Genomic DNA, 12,436 nt, shown 5'->3' with positions numbered 1-12,436 from the left:
GCTTTACAGGTTGTGGATCTCGACCGCGGCTTGCGCCCCGGCCGTCGGCAGGCCGAACATGCGCTGATAGAAGTACAGCTCCGCCTCCAGCGTGCGGACGATGTTCTCGGCCTTGCGGAAGCCGTGGCCTTCGCCCTCCAGCGGCACGTAGGCCACCGGCACGCCGCGCTGCCTGAGCGCCTGCACCATGGCTACGGACTGCTGCGGCGGCACCACCTTGTCGTCCAGGCCCTGGAAGAAGATCATGGGGCGCGCCAGGCGGTCCGTGTGGTTGATGGGCGAACGCGCCTGGTACAAGGCTTCCGCCTGCGGCGCGGCGGCGATCAGATATTCGTTGTAGTGCGATTCGAACTTGTGCGAGTCCTGGTCCAGGCCCTTCAGGTCGGACACGCCGTAGTAGCTGGCGCCAAGCTTGAAAACGTCGTGGAAGGTGAGGGCGCACAAGGTCGTCAGGCCGCCGGCGCTGCCGCCCCGGATGATGAGGCGCTCGCCGTCCGCCATGCCATGTTCGACCAGATACTGCGCGCCGGCGATGCAGTCCTCCACATCGACCACGCCCCACTGGCCCTTGAGCGCGTCGCGGTAGGCGCGGCCGAAGCCGGTGCTGCCGCCGTAGTTCACGTCCAGCACGCCGAAGCCTCGGCTGGTCCAGTACTGCGTGGCCAGCTTGAGGGTGTTGACCGTCATGCCGGTGGGGCCGCCGTGGCTGATGACGATGACGGGCGGCTTGCTGCCCGCCGGTGCCTGCATGTCCTTGTTGGCGGGCGGGTAGGAGAAGGCGTGCGAGGTGCGGCCGCCCGCGCCGGCGTAGCTGATGCTCAGCGGGACAGACAGATAGCCGAGGTCCGGCGTGTCCGCAATCGAATGCGCCAGCACTTCCAGCTCGCCGCTGGACAGGTCGATGCGCGCCAGCTCCAGCGGGATGGTGGGGCCGCCGCCCAGCAGCGCAATAAAGCCGCCGCCGACTTTCAGCTCGCGGATTTCTTCGTAAGGATTGGCGATGGCCGCCAGTTCGCCGCTGGCAATATCGAGCCGCGCCAGCCGGCTCACGCCCTTGTCTATATAGGTGCAGACGATTTCGCCGGCGCCGGCAAAGCCATACATCGCATTGCCGAAGGTCCAGTGCGGCGTGGCGAATTCCGCCTCCATGGGACAGATGGCCGCCGCGCCGGCGTCGCCATTGTGGCGGTACAGGTTCCAGTAGCCGCTGCGGTCGGACACGAAATACAGGCGGCCGTCCGGCGCCCACTCAGGCTGGCACACCGATTCGTCCGCGCCGCCGGCCACCAGCAAGGGCGTGCCCAGCGTGCCGTCGGCCAGCACGGCGGCCAGCCACAGTTCCGTGCCCTGCCACGGCATGCGCGGATGGTCCCAGGTCAGCCAGGCCAGCAGGCTGCCGTCCGGCGACAGGCGCGGCGAGGAGTAGAAATCGTGGCCCGAGGCCAGCACGGTCTCCGCGCCCGCTGCGGCGCTGCCCGGCAGCCCCACGGCGCACAAAGTGTTGACAGGCTGCGCGCGCGGCAAGCCCGGGGCGCCGGAATCGTCCGGATGCTGTTCACGCACCGCGATCAGGCGCGCGCGCGCCGCATCCACCACGAAATCGGCGAAACGCTGGCGGCCCGGCGCCGTGAATGGCGCCGCCTCAGCCTCGCCGCTGCGGCAATACAGCCGGTTGTCCGCAAAATGCGAAAAATAGATGGTATCGCCACGCACCGCATAGGCGCCGCCGCCATATTCGTGCACGCGGCTGCGCACATTCAGCGGCAGCGGCGTGATTTCATCGGTGCGCCCGCCGTGGCGGCGCTGCAAGGTCTGGCGTCCCGCCTCGCTGGCGCGGCCCGCCAGCCAATGAATATCGCCGTCCGCGCCCAGGGCCAGGGAAGACAGCGGCGTGGCGCCGGCCGCCACCAGGGCGGCGCTGATCGGGGAGGCCCAGGCGCCGAATGGCGCCAGGCTGGCAGGGGACTGCGGCGTGGTGGACATAGCTTTGCTCCGTAAATATCTGCCGAATGATACAGACAGCCGTAAGGGCATGCGCAAAAAAGGCGGCAGGGGATGCGATAATAGCCCCTTTCCTCCGCCTTTTGATTGCATTCCATGCCACAATTCGCCCCCCTGAAGAACGACACCTTCCTGCGCGCGCTGCTGCGCCAGCCGACCGAGTACACGCCCGTGTGGCTGATGCGCCAGGCCGGGCGATATCTGCCGGAATACCGCGCCACGCGCGCCAAGGGCGGCTCCTTCATGGGCCTGGCCACCAATCCCGACCTGGCCACCGAGGTCACGCTGCAGCCTATCGACCGCTACCCGCTGGACGCGGCCATCCTGTTCTCGGACATCCTGACCGTGCCGGACGCCATGGGCCTGGGCCTGCACTTCGTGGAAAACGAAGGCCCGAAATTCGAGCGCCCGCTGAAAACGGAAGCCGACGTGCTGGCCCTGCGCGCCCCGGAGCCCGGTTCGCTGGACTATGTGTTCAAGGCCGTGACCCAGATCCGCACCGAGCTGAACGGCCGCGTGCCGCTGATCGGCTTCTCCGGCAGCCCGTGGACGCTGGCCTGCTACATGGTGGAAGGCCAGGGCTCGCGCGAGTTCCACACCATTAAAAAGATGCTGTACGGCCGTCCCGACCTGATGCACCGCATCCTGGACATCAACGCCGTGTCGGTGGCCGACTACTTGAACGCCCAGATCGACGCAGGCGCGCAGGCCGTGATGGTGTTCGACTCCTGGGGCGGCGCGCTGGCCGACGGCGCCTTCCAGGAATTCTCGCTGCACTACATGCGCAAAGTGGTGTCCCTGCTGAAACGCGAAAAAGACGGCGTGAAGATCCCCGCCATCGTCTTCACCAAGGGCGGCGGCCACTGGGCCGAGGAAATCGCCGCCATCGGCGCCGACGCCATCGGCCTGGACTGGACCGCCAACCTGAGCAAGATACGCGCCCTGGTGGGCGATAAAGTGGCTCTGCAGGGCAATCTGGACCCCGCCATCCTGTTCGCCAGCCCGGACCAGATCCGCGCCGAGGTGGTCAAGGTGCTCGACGCCTACGGCAAGCACGACACCGGCCACGTCTTCAACCTGGGCCACGGCATCTCCCAGTTCACCCCGCCGGAATCGGTCGCGGCCATGGTCGATGCTGTACACGCGCATAGCCGCACGCTGCGCGCAGCCTGATGTAGTCTGGGGACAAAGGGCGCGTTTCCTCGGAAGCGCGCCCTTTTTTCTTGCCTGCACGCATTCCAGCAGACCGACTTATGCACAATTTTTTTTGCTGCGGAAATAACAGGCAGCGATTTTTTCCTGGCCCGGGACAAGCTTCCAAGTGACTGATTAGAAAGACTTTATTTTCCACCGCACAGAGAGGGCGTGAGGCATAAGTAAACTTTATCCCAAGGTGAAAGTGGTCTTATTGCTGCATTCTCCACAAAGTTATCCACAAAAACTGTGGATAAAAACGAAAAGTACTTAGTAAACCGTGACTTAGTCACATTGCTAAGATTTCTGTTGAAGAAATGTTGCGGCGCACGATATTGAATGGGCTTTTTCTTGCAACAAAGTCATTGTGTTTTGACAAAATGAGGCATGGCAGAATGTGTAGAATGCGCCGGTCGCTATCCCCGGCTTGCATGCTGTACCGCAGCAGGCGCCGGGTGGCCTGACCGATCCGCAAAAATCACTTGATTTCAACAGAAAACCCGGCCCTAAATACTTCACTTATGCACAGCAAGGGGAAAAGTGGTATGGTTTTTCGTCCCTCTGGGAGTGTTTTTGTAAGTCATTGATTTTAAAGAGTAAAAAAACCGCTCTTTGAGATGCCGCAAGAGGATTTCCGGCAGGGGTTATCGGTTTCCTGAAATTAAGTATCCGTTGTTCACAAAGTTATCCACAAACAAGTGGATAATTATTTTGGTCTGAAAACTGAAGCAGTTTCGGGCCATTTTTGACCTAAATAGGACCAGATGGCGCAGTGCATACTGAAAATCGCGCTCGACACCCCCTTGAACGCAGTCTTCGACTACCGCTGGCAGTACCAGGATGGCGAGGACAGCGGCGGGCAAGGCGCGCGCCCGCAAGTTGGCCAGCTGGCGCTGGTGCCGTTTGCGCGCCGTGAAGTGATGGGGCTGATCGTCGGCCTGGCCGAGCACAGCGACGTGCCGGCGGAAAAACTGAAGGACGCGCTGGCCGTGCGCCACCAGCTGGCGCCCCTGTCCGCCCAATGGCTGGCGCTGGCCGGCTTCGCGGCCGACTACTACCAGCGTCCGCTGGGCGAAGTGGCGTTGCCCGGGCTGCCGAAGAACCTGCGCGTGCTGACCACGGTGGCGCTGGACCGCGCCATCAAGAAACTGGGCAAGCTGGAAGACAGCCACGACCATACCCCGCTCAACATGCCGCAGCTCAACCCCGAGCAGCAGACGGCGGCCGACTTCATCGGCGGTGCGCAGGGCTACCAGCCGGCGCTGCTGTACGGCGTGACCGGCAGCGGCAAGACCGAGGTCTACCTGCAGGCCTGCGCCCAGGTGCTGGCGCGCGAACCGCAGGGCCAGATCCTGATCATGGTGCCGGAGATCAACCTCACTCCCCAGCTGGAAGGCAATATCCGCGCGCGCTTCCCGGGCGTCATGCTGGCCACGCTGCACAGCAGCCTGTCCGAAGGCGAGCGCATGCTGCACTGGCTGGCCGCGCACCAGGGCCAGGCCCGCATCGTGCTGGGCACGCGGCTGGCCATCCTGTCCTCGCTGCCGAAGCTGAAGCTGATCGTCATCGACGAGGAGCACGACCCCTCCTACAAGCAGCAGGAAGGCCTGCGCTACTCCGCGCGCGACCTGGCCGTGTGGCGCGCCTGGCAGCTGAAGATCCCCATCGTGCTCGGCTCGGCCACGCCCTCGCTGGAAAGCTGGCACCACGCCCAGGGCGGGCGCTACAAGCTGCTGGAGCTGCGCGAGCGGGCCGTGAAGGCCGCCGTGCTGCCGGCGGTCAAGCTGGTCGACATGGAGCGCGACAAGCCGCGCGACGGCCTCACCAGCGCCCTGGTGGCCGCGCTCAAGCTGCGCATGGAGCGCGGCGAGCAGTCGCTGCTGTTCCTGAACCGGCGCGGCTATGCGCCCGTGATCTGCTGCGAGTCGTGCGGCTGGATCAGCGACTGCACCCGTTGCACCTCCTTCATGGTGCTGCACAAGCCCGAGCACCGGCTGCGCTGCCACCATTGCAGCCTGGAGATGCGCATCCCGCACCACTGCCCCACGTGCGGCAACGTCGACCTGCAGCCGGTCGGGCGCGGCACGCAGCGGGTGGAAGAGGGACTGCAGGCGCTGTTCCCCGAGGCGCGCATCCTGCGCATCGACGCCGACAGCACGCGCAAGAAGGGCAGCGCGCAGGAAGCGTTCGATACCGTGCACCGGGGCGAGGTCGATATTTTGATCGGCACCCAGATGGTGGCCAAGGGGCACGACTTCAAAAAGCTCACCCTGGTCGGCATCATGAACCCGGACACGGCGCTGTTCTCGCAGGACTACCGCGCCAGCGAGCGCCTGTTCGCGCAGCTGATGCAGGTGGCGGGGCGGGCCGGACGCGCCGCGCAGACCGAAGGCGGCAGCGCGGCCGAGGTGCTGATACAGACCCGCTACACCCAGCACCCGCTGTACTCGGCGGTGGTCAACCACGACTACGACCATTTCGCCACGGCATTGCTGGAGGAGCGCAAGCAGGCCGGGCTGCCGCCCTATCTGTTCCAGGCCCTGCTGCGGGCCGAAGCGGCCGAGCTGGCGACGGCCATCGAGTTCCTCGACATCGCGCGCGGCTGCGTGCTACACCCCGGCATCACCATCAACGACCCGATACCGATGACGATGACGCGGATCCACAACGTCGACCGCGCCCAGTTGCTGGTCGAATCGCCCTCGCGGCCCAACCTGCAGCTGTTCCTGAAAGAATGGATGGACGCCCTGCGCAGCCTCAAAACCCGCGTCAAATGGTCGCTCGAAGTCGACCCCCTCGACATCTAGTCAAGCAGCCTGAGCCGCATTTTCTCCAATTTGGGGTCAGACCCCGGATGGGGGGAATGCGGCTCAGGCTGCTTGTAGGGGGAGGACTAGGGTTGTAGGAGGTAGCGCCGGGCGCTGGAGGTGATTTGCTCGGACAGGGCGCGCGTGAACGGGGTGTCGAGGTTCCAGGCGTGCCAGTCGAGCGGGACGTCGAGCACGTGGCCGGGGGCGACGTCGACCAGGCGCTCGCTGTCGATGGCGCCGGCCGCGTGCAGCTGCGGCAGCAGGCCGTAGGCCAGGCCGCCGTAGATGCATTCGTAGAGCGCCGGCGAGACCGGCAGCGTGTGGTGCGGGAAGCTGCCCTGCTCGCCCACCGCGCCGGCCAGGAAGCGCGCCATGGCGGCCCGCTCGCTGACCACCGCCGGCGCCAGCTGCACCGCCTCGGCCGAGAAGCCGTCGCCGAACCAGTGCCCGGCGAACGCCGGCGTGGCCACGCACAGGTAGCGCATCACGCCCAGCGGCACCGTGGCCGGGCCGTTCAGGCCGGCCGTGCCTTCGCCCTTGCCGGCGCCGTCCCAGCGCGCGGCCACGGCGCCGAACACGCTGCCTTCCTGCACCATGTGCAGCGCCCGCTCGCGCCCGGCCTGGCGCACGTCGAGCTGGCAGCGCGGCGGCGTCAGCAGCGGCGGCAGGGCCAGCGGGAACCAGGTGGCCAGGCTGGCCGCGTCCACCGCGAGCGAAATTTCCGGCATGCTGACCCGGTTCCCCAGGTCGATGTCCAGCGATGCTTCCATCAGCCGCACGTTGCGGTGGTGGGAAATCAGGCGCTGGCCCAGGCCGGTGGGCACGCAGGGCACGCCGCGCACCACCAGCAGGCGGCCGCTGCTGTCCTCCAGCGCCTTGATGCGCTGCGACACGGCGGACTGGCTGATGCCCAGCGCGCTGGCGGCTTTTTCAAAACTGCCGTGGCTGGCCACGGCGTCCAGCACGGCCAGCGCCTTGTAATCCAGATTTCCCATAAGTGTGGCTTATAAAAATCTAAAACGATAAGTAATACTAATGCGTTTCCGGCATTCATGCTTAAAATTTCGCAACAGAGTAGTATTTCTGGATGTGAATATTGGAGAAGTGTATGAAGACCATACGGACGGATGTGGCCGTGATCGGCGCCGGCAGCGCCGGGCTGAGCGCCTACCGCGCCGCGCGCGCCGGCGGCAAGCGGGCGGTGCTGATCGAGAGCGGGCCTTACGGCACCACCTGCGCGCGGGTCGGCTGCATGCCCAGCAAGCTGCTGATCGCGGCGGCCGAGGCGGCCCACGCGCTGGCCGCCGCGCCCGCTTTCGGCGTGCATCCGGGCCAGGTCCGCATCGATGGCGAGGCCGTGATGGCGCGCGTGCGCAGTGAACGCGACCGTTTTGTCGGCTTTGTGCTGGAGGGCATGGAGCATATCCCCGAGGAGGACAAGCTGCGCGGCCACGCCCGCTTCACCGGCCCGCGCGAGCTGCAGGTGGACGAGCACACCGTGGTGCAGGCCGAGCGCATCGTCATCGCCACCGGCTCCAGCCCCATGGTGCCGCAGGAGTGGCAGCTGGCCGGCCCGCGCGTCATCACCAGCGACGCGGTGTTCGACTGGACGGATCTGCCGCGCTCGGTGGCCGTGGTGGGCACCGGCGTGATCGGCCTGGAGCTGGGCCAGGCGCTGCACCGGCTGGGCGTGCGCGTGGCCATTTACGCGCGCGGCGGCAGCGTGGCGCAGCTGGGCGATCCGCAGGTGCTGGCCGAGGCCGCCCGCGTGCTGGGCGCCGAGCTGGACATCCGCTTCCAGACCCAGGTGGCGCATATCCAGCCGGACGGCGAGGAACTGCTGCTCACCAGCCGCGACGCCGCCGGCCAGGAGCGCCGGGAGCGCTACGACTATGTGCTGTCGGCCATCGGCCGCAAGCCGAATGTGCATGCGCTGAACCTGGAGCTGGCGCAGATCGCGCTGGACCGGCGCGGCATTCCGCTGTACGACCGCCACACCATGCAGTGCGGCAGCAGCGCCATCTTTATCGCCGGCGACGCGGACGACGAGCTGCCGCTGCTGGCGGAGGCGGCCGACCAGGGCAAGATCGCCGGCGCCAACGCGGCGCGCTTCCCGGCCGTGCAGCCCGGCCTGCGCCGCACGCCGCTGACGGTGGCTTTCTGCGAGCCGCAGATCGCCACCCTGGGCGCGGGCTACCAGGCCTTGTGCGCCAGCCACAGCGGCCGCTTCGCGGTCGGCATGGTGTCCTTCAGCAACCAGGGACGCAGCCGCGTGATGCGGCAGAACCACGGCATGCTGCGCGTGTACGGCGAGTTCGGCAGCGGCCGCTTCCTGGGCGCCGAGATGATAGGCCCGCGCGCCGAGCACCTCGGCCATCTGCTGTCCTGGGCCTGCCAGGCGGGGCTGACCGTGGACGCCATGCTGGACATGCCCTTCTACCATCCGGTGGTGGAGGAGGGCGTGCGCACCGCGCTGCGCGACCTGGCCGTGCAGCTGGCCAAGGAGCCGCCCTCGCCCCAGCCCTGCCCGGACTGCACGCCGGGCACTTGATCGAGCCTGGTCGTACTTGACGTACGGCAACAATGTAGAATGCGCGCATGAAGATACGGAAGATCGGCCGCGGCGAACTGTACGTTGGCCAACTGCTGCCCTGGGATGTGTACGGGGACGGCGGCGGCTTGCTGGCGCGCAAAGGGCACCTGATCGCCGACAGCGGCCAGCTCGACAGCCTGGCCGAGCGCGGCGTGGTCGAGGACTGGAGCGAGGCGCTGCCGCAGTCGCGCGCGCCGCAGTCGGTGGCGCGCCTGCTGAGCGGGGCGCAGCTGGAGCTGCAGTCGGTGCTGCGGCAGATCGCCACCGGCGTGCCTTTCGGCAATGCGCAGCGCATGCTGGAGGATATCGCAGCCCTGGTCACGGCGGCGGTGCAGCTGAACGCGGACGTGGCCGTGGCCTGCATCCTGCACGGCCAGTCCGGCGTGTCCTATGCGGTGCGCCACAGCGTGGATACGGCGGTGGTGGCGCAGCTGCTGGCGCTGGCGCTGAAGAAGCCGGACCAGGACATCCAGACCATCACCCTGGCGGCGCTGACCATGAACGTGGGCATGCTGGCCGCGCACGACCGGCTGCAGATGTTCAGCGGCCCCCTGAACGAGGACGACTACCGTCTCGTGCAAGCCCATCCGCAAGCGGGCGTGGTGCTGCTGCGCCAGGCCGGCATCATCCACGCGGGCTGGCTGGCCTGCGTGCTGGCCCACCACGAGAACGAGGACGGCACCGGCTATCCCGGCGGCAAGGCCGGCCCCTATGTGCCGGAGTCGGCCAAGCTGCTGGCGCTGGCCGACCGCTATTGCGCCCGCCTGGCGCGGCGCCGCTACCGGCCCGGCATGACGCCCAACGCGGCCCTGCGCGACCTGCTGCTGGAGGCGCGCAACACCCTGGACGGCCTGCTGCCGGCGGTGCTGATACGCGAACTGGGGATTTATCCTATCGGCACCTGCGTGCGCCTGCTGAACGGGGAGATGGGCGTGGTCATGCGCAAGGGCTTGAATTCCACGTCGCCGTGGGTGGCGTCGCTGCTGGGGCCAGGCCCGGCTTGCGCGCCGCTGTCCCCGCCCGTGCAGCGCGACACGCGCAACGAACTCCACGCCATCCGCGAAGTGCTGCAGCTTGACGAGCTGGACCGCGCGGGACTGGCGTTCCGCATGGAACAGGTGTGGGGCCGCGCGGCGGCCCTGTGATCAATTGAGCAGCGAGTCGAGCCGGCCCTGCTCGGCCAGATTGCGCAGCACGCTGATGGTGTCGATGTCCGAGGCCTGGTAGGCCGACTTGCGGAACTCGTCATACATGGCGTTGGCCTGGTCGGTGGCCGCGTCGTGGCCGTCGTCGTATTCGAAGCGCACCCACAGCGTGCCCGGTTCCGGCGTCTCGATGGTCATGGTCAGGCTGGAGGCGCTGATGTCCTGCTGCGGCGCCACTTCGTAGCGCACGCGGTGCATGGGCTCGAGCAGCACGCGGTCGGCGATCACCAGGTCGCCGTAGCGCAGCGTGCGCTTGAAGCTGAGCTCGCGGCGGTCTTCGATCTGGCAGTCATCCAGGTGCGGCACGAAGAGCTTGGGCGATTCGGCGCGCAGCACCAGGCCGCGCCACAGCTGTTCGTGGCTGAGTTCGTCGATCAGCGGGTTCAGCGGATCGTTGATTTCGATCAGATGTTCAAATTTCATGATGCTGCCTAAAAAGGTAAGGGATCAATGACACTATATTCTGCCGCAGCCTGAATTATCAATGCTTGCGCTGCTACAATGAGCGGCTTGTTTTGCCCCTCCCGCCTGGAAATCATGTCTAACGCACCACAGTTCGGTCTCAATGCTCCGCAAAGCGAAGCCGTGCTCTACCTGGACGGCCCCTGCCTGGTGCTGGCCGGCGCGGGCTCGGGGAAAACGCGCGTCATCACGCAGAAAATCACCCATCTGATCGAGGACCGGGGCTACGATCCGCGCACCATCGCCGCGCTGACCTTCACCAACAAGGCCGCGCTGGAGATGCAGGAGCGGGTCGGCAAGCTGCTCAAGCAGCCGCGCCAGGCCAAGCTGCTGACGGTGTCCACCTTCCACTCGCTGGGCGTGAAAATCCTGCGCCAGGAGGCCAACCACCTGGGTCTGAAGGACCGCTTCTCCATCATGGACAGCGACGACTGCTACGCCCTGGTGCAGGACCTGGCCATCACCACCGACAAGCACATTATCCGCGGCATCCAGAACGATATTTCGTTGTGGAAAAACGGCCTGGTCGAGCCCGCGCACGCGCTGCGCGACGCCAAGGACGAGGACGAGGCGCAGTCGGCGCGCATCTACGCCAGCTATGTGTCCACGCTGGCGGCCTACCAGGCGGTGGACTTCGACGATCTGATCCGCCTGCCGGTGGAGCTGTTCCGCGACAACGGCGCCGTGCGCGACAAATGGCAGCGCCGCCTGCGCTACCTGCTGGTGGACGAATACCAGGACACCAACACCTGCCAGTACGAGCTGGTCAAGCTGATGGTGACGGGCATCGGCAAGAAGCCCATGTTCACCGCCGTGGGCGACGACGACCAGGCCATTTACGCCTGGCGCGGCGCCACGGTGGAAAACCTGGCCAACCTGAAGGTGGACTTCCCGGACCTCAAGCTGATCAAGCTGGAGCAGAACTACCGCTCCACCACCCGCATCCTGCAGGCGGCCAACGCGGTGATCGGCAACAATCCCAAGCTGTTCGAGAAGTCGCTGTGGTCCGAGCACGGCCTGGGCGAGCCCATCAAGGTGCACGCCATGCCGAACGACGAGCAGGAGGCCGAGCAGGTGGCCATCATGATCTCGGCCGACCATTTCGAGCGCAAGAACCAGTGGACCGATTACGCCATCCTGTACCGGGGCAACCACCAGGCGCGCATCATCGAGCAGGCGCTGCGCAACCAGCGCATCCCGTACACGATTTCGGGCGGGCAGAGCTTCTTCGACAAGGCCGAGATCAAGGACATCATCGCCTACCTGCGCCTGCTGGCCAACCAGGACGACGACCCGGCCTTTATCCGCGCCGTCACCACGCCGCGCCGGGGCATAGGCCAGTCCACGCTGGAAGTGCTGGGCGCCTTCTCGGGCCAGTGGCAGTGCTCGCTGTTCGAGGCCGTGTTCAAGGGCGGCATCGAGGCCAAGCTGCCGGACCGCCAGCTGCTGCCGCTGCGCGAGTTCTGCAACTTCATCAACAACCTGGAGGCGCGCGCCAGCCGTCCCGGCGCGGCCGGCTCGGGCGACAACGCCGCCCAGGTGCTGGACGACTTGATGGAAGCCATCCACTACGAATCCTATCTGTACGACAGCTTCGAGGAGCGCGCCGCGCAGGGCAAGTTCCAGAACGTGATGGAATTCGTCAACTGGCTGAAGGACCGGGGCCGGGGCGGCAAGGACCGCGACGGCGAGGAAAAGAACGTGCTGGAGCTGACGCAGATGGTGGCGCTGATGTCCATGCTCGAAGGCAAGGACGAGGAGCCGGATGCGATCCGCATGTCCACCTTGCACGCGTCGAAAGGGCTGGAATATCCGCACGTGTTCCTGGTCGGCTGCGAGGAGGGCATCCTGCCGCACAAGGGCGATCCGGACGCGCCGGTGGAAACGCTGGCGCAGCGCATCGAGGAAGAGCGCCGCCTCATGTACGTGGGCATCACGCGCGCCAAGCGCACCCTGCAGATCACCTGGTGCAAGAAGCGCAAGCGCGCAGGCGAGCAGGTGCATTGCGACCAGTCGCGTTTCATCAAGGAGATGGAACTGGACGTGGGCGACGCCGTGCCCAAGGAATCCGAAATCATCAGCCCGCGCGAACGCCTGGCGCGCATGAAGGAACTGCTGGCCGCGCCGAGGCCGAATCCGAATGGCGGTTCATAGCGCCTAATAGCGGCCAA

The 12,436-nt window shown here is 66.3% G+C and carries 8 protein-coding genes; 5 read left to right on the top strand and 3 right to left on the bottom strand.

Annotation, left to right across the window (positions count from 1 at the left end; genetic code table 11):
- Nucleotides 1-3: 3 nt before the first annotated feature.
- Nucleotides 4-1,983, bottom strand: coding sequence for a dipeptidyl-peptidase 5 (locus tag KT882_RS00690; RefSeq protein WP_228894112.1), 1,980 nt, complete (start codon nt 1,981-1,983; stop codon nt 4-6).
- A gap of 114 nt (nt 1,984-2,097) precedes the next feature.
- Here KT882_RS00690 and hemE point away from each other — a divergent pair, with 114 nt between their 5' ends.
- Both hemE and KT882_RS00680 read left to right on the top strand, forming a co-directional pair.
- A complete protein-coding gene (gene hemE / locus KT882_RS00685) occupies nt 2,098-3,174 on the top strand; it encodes a uroporphyrinogen decarboxylase (RefSeq protein WP_161070411.1) in 1,077 nt (358 codons plus the stop codon).
- Nucleotides 3,175-3,959: 785 nt separating this feature from the next.
- Nucleotides 3,960-6,002, top strand: a complete 2,043-nt coding sequence (locus tag KT882_RS00680; RefSeq protein ID WP_161070412.1) for a primosomal protein N' — start codon at nt 3,960-3,962, stop codon at nt 6,000-6,002.
- 86 nt (nt 6,003-6,088) lie between these two features.
- On the opposite strand, the gene KT882_RS00675 is transcribed toward KT882_RS00680, so the two are convergent.
- Nucleotides 6,089-7,000, bottom strand: a complete 912-nt coding sequence (locus KT882_RS00675; protein WP_161070413.1) for an ArgP/LysG family DNA-binding transcriptional regulator — start codon at nt 6,998-7,000, stop codon at nt 6,089-6,091.
- A gap of 113 nt (nt 7,001-7,113) precedes the next feature.
- Here KT882_RS00675 and KT882_RS00670 point away from each other — a divergent pair, with 113 nt between their 5' ends.
- Together KT882_RS00670 and KT882_RS00665 are read left to right on the top strand one after the other, a co-directional pair.
- Nucleotides 7,114-8,556, top strand: coding sequence for a dihydrolipoyl dehydrogenase (locus KT882_RS00670; protein ID WP_228894111.1), 1,443 nt, complete (start codon nt 7,114-7,116; stop codon nt 8,554-8,556).
- 47 nt (nt 8,557-8,603) lie between these two features.
- Nucleotides 8,604-9,743 (top strand): HD-GYP domain-containing protein, encoded by a 1,140-nt coding sequence (locus KT882_RS00665; protein ID WP_161070415.1) that lies wholly within the window; start codon nt 8,604-8,606, stop codon nt 9,741-9,743.
- Here the strand turns inward: KT882_RS00665 and KT882_RS00660 are convergent, their stop codons facing one another.
- Nucleotides 9,744-10,226, bottom strand: coding sequence for an SRPBCC family protein (locus KT882_RS00660; protein WP_228894110.1), 483 nt, complete (start codon nt 10,224-10,226; stop codon nt 9,744-9,746).
- 114 nt (nt 10,227-10,340) lie between these two features.
- Here KT882_RS00660 and KT882_RS00655 point away from each other — a divergent pair, with 114 nt between their 5' ends.
- Nucleotides 10,341-12,419, top strand: a complete 2,079-nt coding sequence (locus KT882_RS00655; protein WP_161070417.1) for a UvrD-helicase domain-containing protein — start codon at nt 10,341-10,343, stop codon at nt 12,417-12,419.
- Nucleotides 12,420-12,436: the final 17 nt, after the last annotated feature.

This window comes from Pseudoduganella aquatica (assembly GCF_020865585.1).
GTDB lineage: Bacteria > Pseudomonadota > Gammaproteobacteria > Burkholderiales > Burkholderiaceae_D > Rugamonas > Rugamonas aquatica_A.
This window is presented reverse-complemented; position numbering and strand designations above follow the sequence as displayed.